Raw genomic sequence first — 16,968 nt, 5'->3', positions numbered from 1 at the left:
TAGCAATTTTTAAAATCCTATCAGGAAATTCTTTATTTCTTTCATATTTATCGAGAATTTTAGGAGAAATATCACTTACTTAAGTTTCAAAACTTTACCTATTGCCATCGAGGAAATTTGACCGAAACTATTCACAACAACGACATATTCTCTAATATAGTATTTATTCTCGACCTTTTCCAATATTAGCTGAATAATTTATTGTCCAACAATATTTACATCTAAATTTAACTTTCCATTCAATAGAATCAATAATTACTAATTTCGTTTTTTTATTTTTGACATCATACGAGTTCAATCCAATAATTATTCCATTATATATGATTACGATCATTGGTATTGCTTATTTTGCCAAAAATATACCCACCAACACTTTATGCAGATATTTCATCACCAGAAACTATATCAAGTACCTTTACTGTACATGTCATTATGCACACAAAGTATCTCAATCACACTCGGATAAAAGCATCGTTACGTCTATGTTTATCCTGATATTGTTTTGATATAGTTCATTAAGCATCCCAATGCGAAAACGCACCATTTCTTCACCAACCGCAATAACATCCCCCCTTCGGTAAGGTTTCTCTTCAATCATTCGATCAATAATTTTTCTCATCGCAATCGCATGATCTTCATCCTCTTCAACATGGATTCTAAAGAAATGTAATGCATCATTAGGTGCCTTTATTAATTGCAAGGCATCTAAAATTGGGCCATAAACCAAAGGTACGATCGCTTCAGCACCTAAACACAGTGCCGCAAGCCCTCTTAGAGAATCATCACTGCGGCAGTGGCGAAACATGGCATCAATCAGTTGTTGAGTACTGTTAAGAATCGGGTCACTTTTAGGAACAGCGTTAATAGCCGCCATCGCTTTTTTATATAACTCTGCATGAGATATCTTTGCTGCATCGGTTCCTGTTAGCTCTTCCAACAGATTATGAGAAAGCAGAATAAAATCTTTTTGATCTGCTAAACCTCCCATCAATGAACACAAATAACGGGTGAAATATTGTGAATAGTAATGGTGCTGGATCATAAACTTTCTTAATAAATTCTGGTCCGCCTGACCAGAGCGGCAAGCGACCAAAAATACATTCGAATTGAGTTCCTCCAATAACACCTTAGAGAAAACGTCTTCCCATAGTGGAGATAAAAAGTAACCGGTTTCTTCTTTAAGCTCGTTTTGAGTATTGATAGTGAGTTCCATAATAAACCCTTTTAGTAACATTCAACCGATGGAATAGATGATATACCCGTCATCTTTCAAATTGCCTCTTTGTTGGCTGCACTCACTCACCCCAGTCACATGGTTATCTATGCTCCCGGGGATTCGCTCCCTTGCCGTCGCGATGCATCTTGAAATCCATTGGGTATATACAAGCTTCTCAAGCCAAAAATATTAGTTCTATGTTTATGCAACCCTATCAATCTATTAACAGAGATTGATCTGTAAAGCCGTAGGTAAGTTAATGACCCAACTCAATTCTACTGTGCTTCCATTATGTACTGTATTCAAAGGGATAAACGCAGCAATAAGACAAGCAGTCAGGACAAGTGAAATTTTATTTACACTCGATCCTATGTCTATTTTGGTTTTCATGGCCATTTGAATTTTCAGCCTTGAATCTGTGTGGCTTTCCGCTATATAGCAGCTAAAGCAAGATAAATTCTATTTCATACTACAGATTCGCTAATAGTGGATAAATAGACCTACAATCACTTCTGAAGTGACTTTCTTGTCACCAATCGCAACCTAAAAAAACCCAGGAGGCCCAAGTGAATAATTTGAGTGGATTCATAATCTTCATTCATGTCGCCGAAGCTCGTAGCTTCGCAACCGCAGCCAGGCAACTCGGACTCTCTCCTTCGTCCGTTAGCAAAAGCATATCCCGATTAGAAGAAAAATTAGGTGTACGTCTGCTCCAGCGCAGCACTCGTAGTGTCAGTTTGACGGCTGAAGGCACACTGTTCCTTGAGCGCTGCAAACGCATCTTGGACGAGATTTCCACTGCGGAAAATGAGCTATTAAGCTCTATCTCTGCCCCTCAAGGCCGCCTGCGAGTGAGTTTGCCATTGCTCAGTAACCTGATGTTACCCGTATTATCTGCTTTTGCGACTTGTTACCCACAGATAGAACTGGAGCTGGATTTTAGTGATCGATTAGTTGATGTTATCGATGAAGGCTTCGACGCCGTGGTTCGCACTGGAGAACTCAACGATTCACGACTGATGAATAAACGTATAGGGTCCAGCCATTTCGTCTATGTTGGTGCTCCAAGCTACTTTGCTCAACATGGTAAGCCATCACACCCCGGAGAGTTACTACACCACGCCTGCTTGATACATCGTTTTCCCACTACCGGCCTTTTAGAGAAATGGCCGCTGTGCTTAGGAAGATCCGAAATAGACATACATCTTCAAGCAAAGATAACCAGCAATCATGTCGAAACACTGCTACACATGGCGATTCAAGGCCACGGCATAGCCTGTTTGCCTGATTTTACCGTTAAACAAGCATTAGCTAACGGTACATTGTTAACAATCTTGGATAAGTGGGCGGGTACTTCAAGCACCTTCCGTGTTCTCTGGCCATCTAACCGTTGGGTATTACCTAAAGTCAGAGCTTTTGTCGATTTCATGGCAGATAATTTATTCCCAAAAGAGAAATAAAATATTTATCAACAAATTGATTATATTAGGTAATTAAATATAAATGACATAATTAATCTCTTAACTTTATTCTGTAATTCTGACACCTCATTTATCCATGACTCAATCTTCTCTAGTAATGACAAATTTAGCCATAAAAAACTGCACCTCAATGCTGGATTAAGTGTCCAACTTGTGAGGTACAGTTCATTATCTCAATTAATCCTGAGAAATTTTTGCCCAGGTATCACGCAGGCCAACGGTACGGTTAAATACCAAATTTTCTGCACTGGAATGACAACTATCAGCACAGAAATAACCTTCACGCTCAAACTGATAAGTTTGTTCTGATTTAGCATCAGCTAAACTTGGCTCAACAAAGCCCTGACGGATCACCAGTGACTCTGGATTAATTGTCGCCAGAAAATCATCCTCCGCACCGGGATTCGGTACGCAGAACAGACGATCATACAGACGGAATTCAGCAGCAACCGCATGAACCGCACTGACCCAATGAATGACACCTTTCACTTTCCTACCATCCGCTGGATCTTTATTCAACGTTTGATCATCGTAGCTGCAATAGATTGTCGTGATATTATCATCAGCATCTTTCTCAACGCGCTCCGCTTTAATGATATAAGCGTTACGCAGACGAACTTCTTTACCCAATACCAGACGCTTATATTGACGGTTCGCTTCTTCACGAAAATCTGCTCGGTCAATATAGATCTCACGACTAAATGGCACTTCACGGCTACCCATCTCCGGTTTGTTCGGATGATTAGGCATACTCAAAATCTGCTCCCCTTCTGGCATGTTTTCGATCACTAATCTAACCGGATCAAGAACAGCCATTGCGCGAGGAGCATTTTCGTTCAGATCATCACGGATACAAGATTCCAATGCTGCCATTTCCACATTATTATCCTGCTTGGTGACACCAATACGACGACAGAATTCACGAATAGACGCGGCAGTATAACCACGACGACGCAAGCCTGAGATCGTTGGCATGCGGGGGTCATCCCAACCTTCAACAATCTTATCTGCCACCAGCAGATTCAGCTTACGCTTAGACATAACCGTATATTCAAGGTTCAAGCGCGAGAATTCATATTGGCGTGGACGACAATCAATGGTGATGTTTTCCAGCACCCAGTCGTACAGGCGGCGGTTATCCTGAAACTCCAGCGTACACAGCGAATGTGTAATACCTTCAAGCGCATCAGAAATACAGTGAGTAAAATCGTACATTGGGTAGATGCACCATTTGTTACCACACTGATGATGTTCTGCAAATTTAATCCGGTACAAAACCGGATCACGCATCACAATAAAAGGGGATGCCATATCAATTTTAGCACGCAGACAAGCTTTACCTTCGTCAAATTCACCGGCACGCATTTTTTCGAACAACACCAAGTTTTCTTCAATATTGCGGTCACGATATGGGCTATTTTTACCCGGTTCTTTTAACGTGCCACGATATTCACGGATCTCTTCCGGGCTCAATTCATCAACATAAGCCAGACCTTTGTTGATCAATTCAATAGCATACTGATACAGCGTATCGAAATAATTAGAAGAGTAGCGAATATCGCCACTCCACTCAAAACCTAACCACTGAACATCATTTTTAATAGAATCGACGTATTCAACATCTTCCTTAACTGGGTTGGTATCATCAAAACGCAGATTACACTGCCCCTGATAGTCCTTTGCAACACCGAAGTTCAAACAGATAGATTTTGCATGACCAATATGCAGATAACCATTGGGTTCAGGCGGGAAACGAGTATGTACCGATGTATGTTTACCAGTTGCCAAATCTTCGTCAATTATCTGACGAATAAAGTTTGTCGGGCGGGCGTCTGCCTCACTCATTGTTTTATACCTCAATAATGCCAAAAACGCGTCACGTAACCGCATATAATCCAACAAGCAGTGCCGAGAAACAACCGTTTGTTCGTGTAAAATGGCGATTCAGTACAAAATTGGAGCGAAAAGACACTCAACAGTAGCACATGTCAACAATACAGCTCGCTTTATTATATACCCGTCATCTTTCAAGTTGCCTCTTTGTTGGCTGCACTCACTCACCCCGGTCACATAGTTATCTATGCTCCCGGGGATTCGCTCCCTTGCCGCCGCGATGCATCTTGAAATCCATAGGGTATAATTATCCGTGAAAACAAAGGAGGATTGAATAAGTTATGATAATGAAATAACCAGTGAAACAGTTTTTAACCTATATTTCATTCAATCATAACAGATATTACTGAATAACAATCATCCAATTTTAAAGAATAAATAATTGGCACTATATCCTATGGATTTCAATATACGAAAAAAACCTATTCACTATTAATCAGCAGTTACAATATATAAGCTCTTTAATTTCAAAAGCATGTTTTGAAGATAGTATGGGCAAAGCTTGGGAAGAAGTTTCAATAAGTTATATGGCAAACAAAAACCCCGTTTCTGAGTGTCTATCATAACACTTCAACTATTCACCAAATCAATGGGCACATACAAACGCCCATTTACAAAATTCCTGGCAACATCTTCCCGTAATTAAATCATTAAGTTAATTCAGTTAAAAATTTGAACCCGTTTACTACAGATGACTCAATTTATGCAATTTTAAACAATATCGCTACAGTGATCACAATTACTCACTTATGTGTAGCTTTTTATTATTTTTCGACTAAAAATAAGTTGTATTGCTGTTGTTAATAGCGAGCTATTTTTTCAATAAAACTTCCTACAACTAAGGTAAGCATTATGGGTATATTCAATTACTTGCAGCGATTGGGAAAAGCATTAATGCTTCCCATTGCCACGCTTCCCGTAGCGGCGCTTTTGCTACGTTTCGGTCAACCCGACGTATTTAATATTCCTTTCATCGCCAGCGCTGGCGGTGGTATCTTTGAAAACCTCCCTCTGTTATTTGCATTAGGTATCGCAATAGGCTTAGCAAAAGATAATGCTGGCGCTGCCGCGCTGGCAGGTGTCGTCGGTTTTTTAGTACTCACTAAAGCCACGTCAGTCATAGACTCGACTATCAATATGTCTTTTTTCGCAGGTATTATCGCAGGTATTGTTGCCGGTCATTGTTATAACCGTTTTTCAAATACACGTCTGCCAGAGTTTCTTGCTTTCTTCGCCGGTAAGCGATTAGTCCCTATCATGACCGGCATTATTTGTCTGTTCATTGCATGGATATGTGGCTATGTATGGCCATATGTCCAGCACGGTATTGATACTTTCAGCCTTTTAGTATCAAAGAGCGGCATGGCCGGATGGTTTACTTATGGTGTGCTTAACCGCTCTCTCATTCCATTTGGTTTGCACTATATCCTGCATTCTGTTTTCTGGTTTAGTCTGGGTGACTGTCTGAAAATTACTTATGACTTAGCCAGTTCTGTACATAATATCTGCCTGGCTCCGGATGTTGTCCGTTCTCTGACCGTCGGCGCAGCAGTTCCAGGTATTGATGGCTCTACCATTACCCAAATAGCCACCGATATGAGCCGCGGCGACTTGAACCGTTTCTTCGCCGGTGATCCACATGCCGGAATCTATATGGCCTGGGCTTATCCCATCTTTATGGGCGGTTTGCCCGGTGCTGCGCTGGCAATGTATCTTGCAGCACCAAAGGAACGTCGTCCTCAGATCGGCGGGATGCTATTATCCGTCGCTTTGACAACATTCTTAACCGGTATAACTGAACCAATAGAATTCTCATTCCTATTCTTGGCTCCAGCTTTATATGTTCTACATGCAATATTGGCTGGTGTTAGCATGATTATCGTCAATTCATTGGGTATTCTGCATGGCTTTGGATTCTCTGCCGGATTAATTGACCTTGTATTGAGCTGGGGTCTGGCAACCAAGCCGTGGTTGTTAATCCCATTAATCGCCTTGTTCTTTGTGCTGTATTTTGTTTGCTTCACCCTCATGATTCGTATTTTCAACTTACGTACACCAGGCCGCGAAATTGGAGAAACAACCCAAGCGACTTCCGCCTCCCAAGACAACGAAACAATTCAACATTACATTACCGCTCTTGGTGGTGCACAAAATATTCATACCGTAGATGCCTGTATTACCCGTCTTCGCTTGACCGTTGAAGACAACACACAATTGGATGAACACCGGTTAAAACAATTAGGTGCAAAAGGCGTCCTGAAAATAGGTAAACAGAGTGTTCAAGTGGTATTGGGACCCCAGGCAGAAAATATTGCCGGGCAGATACGTACTCAGCTACCCTCAGATAGACCAGACAAAAGGTCACCAAATAAAAGATCGTAGTTAAAAACACCTCGAACTTAAAAGGGAACTCATCTCTCGTTCCCTTTTATTTTTCTTGCAAAAATAAGATGACTTAATAAGTGACAAAAACAGTAAAATCCATCATTTATCCTATTAATTTTCTGGCTATTTTTCGCATCTTATTTTAAGATGAAAAATATCTTTGAAGTACAGCATATCTCTGCTTATAAAAATGATTTAATATTCACGCGATAAAAAGATTAGTTAATCAACTAATTTATCCAACTGCTATAATTTCTTGTTTTAAGAGGCAATTATGAGGCTGATCCCCCTAACGAATGCAAGTGACGTTGGTAAATGGTCCGCACACTATATCGTTAGCAAAATCAATGCATTTAACCCCACCGCCGAGCACCCTTTTATTTTGGGGTTGCCAACCGGCAGTACACCACTGGCAACTTATAACGAATTAATTGCTCTGCATAAAGCAGGGAAAGTCAGCTTTAGACATGTCGTGACATTCAATATGGATGAATATGTCGGTATCGCCGAAAATCATCCACAAAGCTATCACCATTTTATGCACCAAAATTTCCTTGATCATATTGATATTCCAAAGGAAAATATCAACCTGCTCAATGGTAATGCTTCTGATGTCGAAACAGAATGTCAACGTTATGAAGACAAAATTAAATCTTACGGTCAGATTCATCTATTTATGGGGGGAGTCGGTAATGACGGTCATATTGCTTTCAATGAACCCGCATCATCCCTGACTTCCCGTACACGCATTAAAACACTTACCGTAGAAACCCGCACGGCTAACTCCCGCTTCTTCGATAATGATATTAATCAGGTGCCTAAATATGCCCTGACCGTAGGTGTAGGCACGTTAATGGATGCAGAAGAAATTATGATCCTTGCAACGGGTCTAAATAAGGCCCAAGCCATTCAGGCGGCAATTGAAGGCAATGTTAACCATATGTGGACAATAAGCTGTCTGCAAATGCATCCTAAATCCATCATTGTCTGTGACGAACCGGCAACAATGGAATTGAAGGTAAAAACAGTCAAATACTTCCATCAACTGGAAGCAGATATTATCAACGAATTCGCCAGCAAAAAATAAGAATCTACGCAGCCTGATGCCTCTCTCAGGCTGATTACCGTCATTATCTTCAATCATCATCTCCCGATCCCATAGGAGGCTAAGATGTATGCTTTAACCAACTGCATTATATATACCGGTCACAACAGACTAGATGAGCATGCCGTTATAATTGCAGACGACTTAATCAACAGTGTTTGCTCAATACAAAATTTACCAAAAGATATTGTCACACGCGATATGAATGGTGCAATACTTTGCCCCGGCTTTATTGATTTGCAAGTTAATGGTTGTGGTGGTGTTCAGTTCAACGATCAGTTGGAAAACATTTCAGAAAAAACACTGGATATCATGCAAAGAACCAATGAACGCTCTGGCTGCACCAGCTATTTGCCAACTCTGATTACCAGCACAGACGAATTGATGATAGCCTCTGTTGAGGTAATGCGCACCTATCTTAAACATAATCAGCATCAGGCCTTAGGTTTGCATCTGGAAGGACCTTATCTCAATCCAGCAAAGAAAGGCACTCATAATCCAGAGCTTATCCGTAAGCCTACATCTGAAATGATAAATTTCCTGTGCGATAACGCTGATGTCATCACTAAGTTGACCCTCGCACCGGAAATGGTTGAGCAAAAATATATTCAGCAGTTGGTAGAAGCCGGTATTGTTGTTTCTGCCGGTCATTCAAATGCCAGTTATGAAGAGGCCCGACAGGGATTCCAAAACGGAATTACTATCTCAACCCACCTTTATAATGCCATGCCTGCTATTTCGGGACGCCAACCCGGCTTGATTGGCGCTATCTTTGATACACCTGAAATCTATGCTGGAATCATCGCTGATGGTTTGCACGTTTCATGGCCAAATATTCGTAATACTAAACGTTTGAAAAATGATAAATTAATTTTGGTAACGGATGCGACGGTCCCAGCAGGACTTGATCCTGCCATCAGTAAAATGGAACATTTCACCTTTGCAGGTAAGGTCATATACTATCGCAACGGATTATGTGTTGACCAAAACGGCGTTCTAAGTGGCTCCTCTCTCACTATGATAGATGCCGTTAAAAATAGCGTTGAACATGTTGGTATTGCACTGGATGAAGCACTGAGGATGGCAACTCTTTACCCTGCCCGCGCAATTGGTGTTGATAAATATCTTGGCACTGTTGAAACCGGGAAAATCGCTAACCTCATTGTTTTCAGTCACGACTTTGAAATTCGCAAGACCATCGTTAACGGAAAAGAAACTGAACTTTGACGGACTAAATAGCTGATGAGTTATAACAACACACAAAAACAAATTGGTAATATTGACCTTGTAAAGCAACTTAACGGAGCCGTGGTATATCGGCTGATTGATCAACAAGGGCCAATCTCTCGCATTCAAATTGCTGAACAAAGTCAACTTGCGCCAGCTAGTGTGACTAAAATTACTCGTCAGTTACTTGAACGCGGCTTGATTAAAGAAGTCGATCAACAAGCCTCTACCGGAGGCCGCCGCGCCATTTCCATCGTTACAGAAAATCGCCACTTCCATACTGTTGGTGTCCGCCTTGGCCGCCATGATGCTACTCTTGCTCTTTATGATATGAGTGGCAAGGCATTGGTTGAAGAACATTATCCACTGCCTGAAGCGACTCAGCAAAAAGTTGAAAACCAGCTCATCAACGCAATAGAAAATTTTATCCAGCAAAATCAACACAGAATCTGCGAACTGATCGCCATTTCAGTTATCCTGCCCGGATTAGTTGACCCAGATACCGGCATCGTCCGTTATATGCCTCATATCAAAGTAACCAACTGGACTCTGGTCGATAACCTGAAAAAACATTTCAACATTAGCTGTTTTGTTGGTCATGATATCCGCAGCTTGGCATTGGCTGAACACTATTTCGGCGCCACCCGTGATTGTGAAGACTCAATACTGGTACGTATCCATCGGGGTACCGGTGCCGGGGTGATTATCAATAGCCAGATACTTCTCAATAATAGAGGAAACTTAGGTGAAATTGGTCATATTCAAATTGATCCACTCGGTGAACGCTGTCACTGTGGCAATTTTGGCTGCCTGGAAACTATCGCCGCTAACTCAGCGATAGAAGCGCGAGTTCAACATCAATTAAAGCAAGGTTTTCCAAGCCAGCTAACATTGAATAACTGCAATATCAGAGCTATCTGCCAAGCCGCTAATCAAAATGATCCATTAGCATCTGAAGTAATAAAAAGTGTCGGCCATTACCTCGGCAAAACTATCTCTATCGCGATTAATTTATTTAATCCACAGAAAGTTGTTCTGGCGGGAGAAATTACTGAAGCTCAGAAAGTACTCTTACCCGCTATTCAAAGTTGTATCAACTCTCAGGTCCTGAAAGAATTTCGTCAAGATCTGCCGATCGTTATTTCTGAATTAGTCCACTGTTCTGCTATTGGCGCCTTCGCTCTGACTAAACGTGCTATGCTTAATGGCGTTCTGTTACAACACTTACTCGAAGGGTAATGTTATTTTTTGTTGATTTTGCCATCAAAATGCTTATATGCCAAACAAACAAGCGACTTTAAACAGATTTCGAGAAAAAAGCAGTTGACGCATTTAGCTGATATACGCATAATGCGCCCCGCAACGCCGATGAAGGTAATGCAAAAAAGATGGCTACGTAGCTCAGCTGGTTAGAGCACAGCACTCATAATGCTGGGGTCACAGGTTCGATTCCCGTCGTAGCCACCATCTTTTGCGGGAGTGGCGAAATTGGTAGACGCACCAGATTTAGGTTCTGGCGCCGCAAGGTGTGCGAGTTCAAGTCTCGCCTCCCGCACCATTCATTCATCGAGTTGTCGTTACTCAGATGGGGTATCGCCAAGCGGTAAGGCACCAGGTTTTGATCCTGGCATACCCAGGTTCGAATCCTGGTACCCCAGCCATAATTCTGATAGCACAATTCTGACAACATGTTGCACAGTGACCACTTTCAGTTGGGGTATCGCCAAGCGGTAAGGCACCAGGTTTTGATCCTGGCATACCCAGGTTCGAATCCTGGTACCCCAGCCATTGACTGGATGTCGTTCACTGGTGTTTTTTAATAAATTTTCTCACATCAAAAAAGGCTACGTAGCTCAGCTGGTTAGAGCACAGCACTCATAATGCTGGGGTCACAGGTTCGATTCCCGTCGTAGCCACCATTTATTGGGGTATCGCCAAGCGGTAAGGCACCGGATTCTGATTCCGGCATTCCCAGGTTCGAATCCTGGTACCCCAGCCATATTTATCAATGTGTTACGTAAAGTAACAGATTGAAAAAATATACAGAAAGAATAGAAAAAGAATATACAGGTAGAATATATTTTGATGTAGAAGGCCGCCAAGAGGTGGTTTTTTTGCTTTCCAGCCCCCTATCTTTTCTTGCTTGCTTGTTAATTGCTGCATATAAAAAAGCAAACCGTCCACGCCATAATATAAACTTACGACGTGCTTGTAATCTTCACTACCAGTTCTATACCCTATGGATTTCAAGATGGATCGCGACGGCAAGGGAGTGAATCCCCGGGAGCATAGGTAACTATGTGACCGGGGTGAGCGAGTGCAGCCAACAAAGAGGCAACTTGAAAGATGACGGGTATATACGCTACAATCCCAACGCATACTTAAGCACCGCTTTTTTTATTACGCTAGCCCGTTGAGCTGCCATCAGCGCCAGATTACGAGCAACTTTCAGCCCTGGTAATTCATTACTGAACACGGTGTAAAATAGATCCATTCCAGCTTGCATCATTAGGTTATCCGGCATTCTACGGCGCTGATAACGCTTCAATACTTCCAATGAATCCCACTGTTCTGTTAATTCTCTCGCTTTCACCAAAACATCAAGCAGAGTATTCACATCCCGATAACCAAGATTTACTCCTTGCCCGGCCAGTGGATTAATGGTATGAGCTGCATCCCCCAACAATACTAATCCTTCACGCACATAACGGTTAGCATGATGACGAGTCAAAGGAAATGAACCAGCGGCAACGGGAGTCACTTTACCTAACCGTACAGGAAATGCCTGGAAAATCTCCTGTTCAAGTTGAGCCATTGACATTGTCTGTAATTGTCGTATACGTGCCGGTTTGTCATACCACACCAGCGAAGCCCATTGATCAAACAGTGGAAGAAACGCTCTCGGGCCAGAAGGAAAAAACTGCTGCCAAGTCATATCCTGCTGTGGCTGTTCTGTTTTTACCGTGATCAACATACAAGACTGTCTGTACTGCCAGCCACGACTGCCAATTCCTGCCATTTGCCGAACCTGAGAACGAGCACCATCAGCCCCAACAATCAAACGTGCAAACATTTTCATTCCATCAACCAGAGTCACTAACCACCCTACTTTCTGCCACTGCATTGATTGCAATACTGCCGGGCATAGCAAAGTCAAATTGGGATATTTTTCAAACTGCTGCCACAGAGCCAGTTGCAAGATACGGTTTTCAACCATATAGCCCAACTCAGGCAGCCCTAAACTTTGTGCATCAAACACCAAATTAGAATCATTCTGTTCCCAGGTCTCTAATCTACGATACGGCGCACTGCGCATCTGTAATACCGCATCCCATGCGCCAAGTTGTTTGAACAAATCGACAGAAGCACAACTGATTGCTGATACGCGTACATCTGGCTGACTCTGTGTATCATAAGATTGTGGTGGTTGATGATCCAATAAAGCGACTTTCCAACCTTCCTGTGCCAACCCCAATGCTGTTGCAGCGCCGATCATGCCAGCACCGACCACCACTACATCAAAAATCTGTTGTGAATTATTCATATCAGCCATGCTATTAACCCATTGATTAGTACAGTGTACCGAATTTTTAATTCTCCGGTAGAGAATATCCTGTTTAACAGTCTGGTCACTGCTCCTGCAAATGACTACAATATCCGACAACTTTATGCCTAATACACAATTGCTTTTGCCGTGTAATAACACTTTTCAGCGCGGTAGAAAGCTCGGATGCACAAGAAAATGTCGACGATAAAAAAACTGTATATTAAAACTTGGGGCTGTCAGATGAATGAATATGATTCATCTAAAATGGCCGACCTGCTGGAAAGTACTCACGGTTATCAGTTAACCGATGTCGCCGAAGAAGCAGACATTTTGCTATTGAATACCTGTTCAATCCGCGAAAAAGCACAGGAAAAGGTTTTCCATCAATTAGGCCGCTGGAAAAACCTAAAAGATACTAATCCTGATATCATCATTGGAGTCGGTGGCTGTGTAGCCTCTCAGGAAGGAGATTTCATCCGTCAGCGCGCTCAATGTGTGGATATCATTTTCGGGCCGCAAACATTGCACCGTTTACCTGAAATGATCAACCAGGTGAAAGGCACCCGCAGCCCGGTTGTTGATATCAGCTTCCCGGAAATCGAGAAATTTGACCGTCTACCTGAGCCGCGTGCTGAAGGTCCGTCTGCATTCGTTTCTATTATGGAAGGCTGCAACAAATACTGTACTTTCTGTGTCGTACCTTATACTCGCGGAGAAGAAGTTAGCCGCCCATGTGATGATATTCTGTTTGAAATCGCTCAACTTGCCGCTCAAGGCGTACGTGAAGTCAACCTTCTCGGTCAAAACGTGAATGCTTATCGTGGTGCCACTTATGATGGTGATATCTGCTCTTTCGCTGAGTTAATTCGTTTGGTAGCGGCTATAGATGGTATTGACCGTATTCGCTTTACGACTAGCCACCCAATTGAGTTTACAGACGATATTATCGCTGTTTACGAAGATACACCGGAATTGGTTAGCTTCCTACATCTACCGGTGCAAAGTGGCTCGGACCGTATTCTAACGTTGATGAAACGTGCCCACACAGCCCTTGAGTATAAAAGCATTATCCGCAAACTGCGTAAAGCACGTCCTGATATCTTGATAAGCTCTGACTTCATTATCGGATTCCCAGGTGAAACCCAAGATGACTTCGAGAAAACCATGAAACTGATCGCTGATGTCAATTTCGATATGAGCTACAGCTTCATCTATTCTGCTCGTCCGGGAACGCCGGCAGCCGATCTGCCTGATGACGTCAGCGAAGAAGAGAAGAAACAGCGACTTTACCTGTTACAACAACGTATCAACCAACAAGCTATGAGCTACAGCCGTGCTATGTTGGGCAGTGTACAACGTATTCTGGTTGAAGGAACTTCCCGTAAGAATGTGATGGAACTTTCTGGCCGTACCGAAAACAATCGGGTTGTCAACTTTGAAGGCCAGCCTGATATGATTGGCAAATTCGTTGATGTTGAAATTGTTGATGTCTACGCCAACTCACTACGCGGTAAAGTTATCCGTACCGAAGATCAAATGGATCTTCGTACACACGAATCACCTGAGTCCGTTATAGCCCGTACCCGTAAAGAAGATGAAATCGGGGTCGGCACTTATCAGCCATAAATATAGAGATAATCAGTGATTCAACAAATTCATTCACAAATAGCAACTCAGGAAATTTTCCTCGAACCCGCCGACAATCAGCGCCTAATGAGCCTGTGTGGTCCGTTTGACGACAATTTGAAACAGCTTGAACGTCGGCTAGGTATTGAAATTAACCGTCGTGATAACCGTTTTAAACTGATGGGCAAACCGCTGTACGTTAGCGCAGCCACCAATATCCTACGGCATTTATATGCGGAAACTTCCCCTGTCCGTGGTGTGATCCCAGATATCAAGCCAGAACAGATTCATCTGGCAATTACCGAGAGCCGGGTTCTGGAGCAAACTGCCGAGAGCATACCCGAATACGGTAAATCCGTTAATATTCGCACCAAACGCGGCATGGTGAAACCACGTACGCCCAATCAGGCACAGTATATTGCCAATATTCTTAGCCACGATATTACGTTCGGGATTGGCCCCGCAGGCACAGGAAAAACTTACCTGGCCGTTGCAGCTGCGGTTGATGCACTGGAACGACAAGAGATTCGCCGTATCCTGCTAACCCGTCCGGCCGTCGAAGCAGGCGAAAAATTGGGTTTCCTACCGGGTGACCTGAGCCAAAAAGTGGATCCGTACTTGCGCCCACTCTACGACGCTTTGTTTGAAATGCTCGGCTTTGAAAAAGTTGAGAAGCTGATCGAACGTAACGTTATTGAAGTTGCTCCATTAGCTTATATGCGAGGACGAACCCTGAACGACGCTTTTATTATTCTGGATGAGAGCCAGAATACAACCATCGAACAGATGAAGATGTTCCTGACCCGTATCGGCTTCAACTCCAAAGCGGTTGTTACCGGTGACGTTACGCAGATTGACCTGCCTCGTGGGCAAAAATCCGGCCTACGCCATGCCATTGAAGTTCTATCAGGCGTCGGCGAGCTGAGTTTCAACTTTTTCCACAGTGATGATGTTGTCCGCCATCCTGTTGTTGCCAAAGTTGTCATTGCCTATGAAGAGTGGGAAGCAACCGAGCAAAAACGCAAACAGGCACTCAGTGAACAACGCAAGCAGGAAGCACAATGAGTTCAGTAATACTTGATTTACAAATTGCCTGTGAGCATTCACAAGGTCTTCCTGAAGAAACCCTGTTCCAGCGGTGGCTGGACGGGGTTTTACCTCAATTTCAATCTGAAAGCGAAGTCACTATCCGCATTGTTGATAAGGCAGAAAGCCACGATTTAAATCTGACCTACCGTGGTAAAGATAAGCCAACAAATGTGTTATCTTTCCCATTTGAGGCACCACCAGAGGTTGATTTACCCCTGCTTGGCGATTTAATTATTTGTCGTCAAGTCGTTGAAAAAGAAGCGGAGGAGCAACAAAAAACAATAGAAGAACATTGGGCGCATATGGTTGTCCACGGCTGTCTACATCTGCTGGGTTATGACCATATCGAAGATGATGAAGCTGAAGAAATGGAATCTTTGGAAACAGAAATTATGCAAAAGTTAGGTTATACTGACCCCTATCTTGCAGAAAAAGAGTAACCATTCGTACCATTTTTATGCTAAAAAATACCAACAATAACTTATTTAATGGGAAATTTTCATTAAAACTCCATGAGCGACGACCATCCTTCAAATAACGACAACCCTGGCCCTAAGAAAGGGTTTTTCACTCTTCTTCTTAACCAGCTTTTCCATGGTGAGCCAAAAAGCCGTGATGAACTGGTGGAATTGATCCGTGACTCTGAACAAAACGATCTGATTGATCCTGATACCCGCGATATGCTCGAAGGGGTAATGGATATTTCCGATCAGCGTGTCCGGGATATCATGATCCCCCGTTCTCAAATCGTTACCTTAAAACGTAACCAAACCCTGGACGAATGTCTGGATGTAATTATCGATTCGGCTCACTCTCGTTTCCCTGTGATCAGTGAAGATAAAGATCATATTGAAGGGATTTTAATGGCAAAAGATCTATTGCCATTTATGCGCACCGATGCCCCACCATTCAGCATAGATAAGGTTCTGCGTCAGGCTGTCGTTGTACCTGAAAGTAAACGGGTTGACCGCATGCTGAAAGAATTCCGTTCTCAACGTTATCATATGGCAATCGTCATTGATGAGTTTGGTGGTGTATCGGGCCTAGTCACTATCGAAGATATTCTTGAACTGATCGTCGGTGAAATTGAAGACGAATACGATGAAGAAGAAGATGTCGATATTCGTGCTTTGAGCCGTCATACCTATACGGTACGAGCGCTGACTCAGATTGAAGACTTTAATGAAGCCTTTAGCACCCAATTCAGTGATGAAGAAGTGGATACTATTGGCGGTCTGGTTATGCAGGCATTCGGTCATTTACCCGCCAGAGGAGAGTCCGTTGATATCAACGGCTATCTCTTTAAAGTTGCTATGGCCGACAGCCGAAGGATTATTCAGGTTTATGTTACGATACCGGACGATGCGCCAATACCTAATCTTGAAGAAGAATAAAATCT

Annotated in this window: 14 protein-coding genes and 6 tRNA genes; 16 read left to right on the top strand and 4 right to left on the bottom strand. The window is 42.8% G+C overall.

The window, feature by feature from the left end:
• Positions 1–448: 448 nt before the first annotated feature.
• On the bottom strand, positions 449–1,213 hold the full coding sequence (locus LGZ98_RS09320; RefSeq protein WP_158536471.1) for an iron-containing redox enzyme family protein: 765 nt from the start codon (positions 1,211–1,213) through the stop codon (positions 449–451).
• Between the two features lie 569 nt (positions 1,214–1,782).
• Here LGZ98_RS09320 and LGZ98_RS09315 point away from each other — a divergent pair.
• Positions 1,783–2,676, top strand: a complete 894-nt coding sequence (locus LGZ98_RS09315; protein WP_113040934.1) for a LysR family transcriptional regulator — start codon at positions 1,783–1,785, stop codon at positions 2,674–2,676.
• A 198-nt stretch (positions 2,677–2,874) separates the two neighbouring features.
• On the opposite strand, the gene glnS is transcribed toward LGZ98_RS09315, so the two are convergent.
• Together glnS and LGZ98_RS09305 are read right to left on the bottom strand one after the other, a co-directional pair.
• Positions 2,875–4,542, bottom strand: coding sequence for a glutamine--tRNA ligase (glnS, locus tag LGZ98_RS09310; RefSeq protein WP_228900396.1), 1,668 nt, complete (start codon positions 4,540–4,542; stop codon positions 2,875–2,877).
• Between the two features lie 99 nt (positions 4,543–4,641).
• A complete protein-coding gene (locus LGZ98_RS09305; RefSeq protein WP_262405098.1) occupies positions 4,642–4,767 on the bottom strand; it encodes a hypothetical protein in 126 nt (41 codons plus the stop codon).
• A 675-nt stretch (positions 4,768–5,442) separates the two neighbouring features.
• Here LGZ98_RS09305 and nagE point away from each other — a divergent pair.
• The 11 genes from nagE (at position 5,443) to LGZ98_RS09250 (ending at position 11,583) form a co-directional block, all read left to right on the top strand.
• The gene (gene nagE / locus LGZ98_RS09300) at positions 5,443–6,972 is read left to right on the top strand and encodes an N-acetylglucosamine-specific PTS transporter subunit IIBC (protein WP_228900394.1); all 1,530 of its coding nucleotides are present in this window, start codon (positions 5,443–5,445) and stop codon (positions 6,970–6,972) included.
• A gap of 277 nt (positions 6,973–7,249) precedes the next feature.
• Positions 7,250–8,062 (top strand): glucosamine-6-phosphate deaminase, encoded by an 813-nt coding sequence (nagB, locus tag LGZ98_RS09295; RefSeq protein WP_113040931.1) that lies wholly within the window; start codon positions 7,250–7,252, stop codon positions 8,060–8,062.
• 84 nt (positions 8,063–8,146) lie between these two features.
• Positions 8,147–9,307 carry an N-acetylglucosamine-6-phosphate deacetylase gene (gene nagA / locus LGZ98_RS09290; RefSeq protein ID WP_113040930.1) on the top strand — a complete coding sequence of 387 codons (1,161 nt, stop codon included), beginning with the start codon at positions 8,147–8,149 and terminating at the stop codon, positions 9,305–9,307.
• A gap of 15 nt (positions 9,308–9,322) precedes the next feature.
• The gene (gene nagC, locus LGZ98_RS09285; RefSeq protein WP_113040929.1) at positions 9,323–10,546 is read left to right on the top strand and encodes a DNA-binding transcriptional regulator NagC; all 1,224 of its coding nucleotides are present in this window, start codon (positions 9,323–9,325) and stop codon (positions 10,544–10,546) included.
• A 151-nt stretch (positions 10,547–10,697) separates the two neighbouring features.
• Positions 10,698–10,774 (top strand) — tRNA-Met (locus LGZ98_RS09280).
• Between the two features lie 6 nt (positions 10,775–10,780).
• Positions 10,781–10,865 (top strand) — tRNA-Leu (locus LGZ98_RS09275).
• Between the two features lie 28 nt (positions 10,866–10,893).
• Positions 10,894–10,968: transfer RNA gene (locus LGZ98_RS09270), tRNA-Gln, on the top strand.
• A 52-nt stretch (positions 10,969–11,020) separates the two neighbouring features.
• Positions 11,021–11,095: transfer RNA gene (locus LGZ98_RS09265), tRNA-Gln, on the top strand.
• A gap of 54 nt (positions 11,096–11,149) precedes the next feature.
• Positions 11,150–11,226 (top strand) — tRNA-Met (locus tag LGZ98_RS09260).
• A 5-nt stretch (positions 11,227–11,231) separates the two neighbouring features.
• Positions 11,232–11,306 (top strand) — tRNA-Gln (locus tag LGZ98_RS09255).
• A gap of 31 nt (positions 11,307–11,337) precedes the next feature.
• Positions 11,338–11,583, top strand: a complete 246-nt coding sequence (locus LGZ98_RS09250; RefSeq protein ID WP_158536470.1) for a hypothetical protein — start codon at positions 11,338–11,340, stop codon at positions 11,581–11,583.
• Positions 11,584–11,669: 86 nt separating this feature from the next.
• On the opposite strand, the gene ubiF is transcribed toward LGZ98_RS09250, so the two are convergent.
• Positions 11,670–12,851, bottom strand: coding sequence for a 3-demethoxyubiquinol 3-hydroxylase (gene ubiF, locus LGZ98_RS09245; RefSeq protein WP_262977997.1), 1,182 nt, complete (start codon positions 12,849–12,851; stop codon positions 11,670–11,672).
• Positions 12,852–13,049: 198 nt separating this feature from the next.
• Between ubiF and miaB the strand changes: the two genes are divergently transcribed.
• The 4 genes from miaB to corC all read left to right on the top strand — a co-directional run bounded on the left by miaB (position 13,050) and on the right by corC (position 16,963).
• Positions 13,050–14,480, top strand: a complete 1,431-nt coding sequence (miaB, locus tag LGZ98_RS09240) for a tRNA (N6-isopentenyl adenosine(37)-C2)-methylthiotransferase MiaB (protein WP_113040928.1) — start codon at positions 13,050–13,052, stop codon at positions 14,478–14,480.
• Positions 14,481–14,567: 87 nt separating this feature from the next.
• Positions 14,568–15,545: a PhoH family protein gene (locus tag LGZ98_RS09235; RefSeq protein WP_191214707.1), complete on the top strand. Its 978-nt coding sequence runs from the start codon at positions 14,568–14,570 to the stop codon at positions 15,543–15,545.
• Complete coding sequence (gene ybeY, locus LGZ98_RS09230; RefSeq protein ID WP_113040927.1) at positions 15,542–16,009, top strand: rRNA maturation RNase YbeY; 468 nt, start codon at positions 15,542–15,544, stop codon at positions 16,007–16,009. The genes LGZ98_RS09235 and ybeY overlap by 4 nt, the downstream gene beginning before the upstream one ends.
• A gap of 72 nt (positions 16,010–16,081) precedes the next feature.
• Entirely contained in the window at positions 16,082–16,963 is an 882-nt protein-coding gene (gene corC, locus LGZ98_RS09225; RefSeq protein WP_113040926.1) for a CNNM family magnesium/cobalt transport protein CorC, read from the top strand.
• Positions 16,964–16,968 lie beyond the last annotated feature (5 nt).

This window comes from Photorhabdus kayaii (genome assembly GCF_025384895.1).
GTDB lineage: Bacteria > Pseudomonadota > Gammaproteobacteria > Enterobacterales > Enterobacteriaceae > Photorhabdus > Photorhabdus kayaii.
Note: the sequence above shows the minus strand (reverse complement) of the source record. Positions and strands in the feature narration are given on the sequence as shown.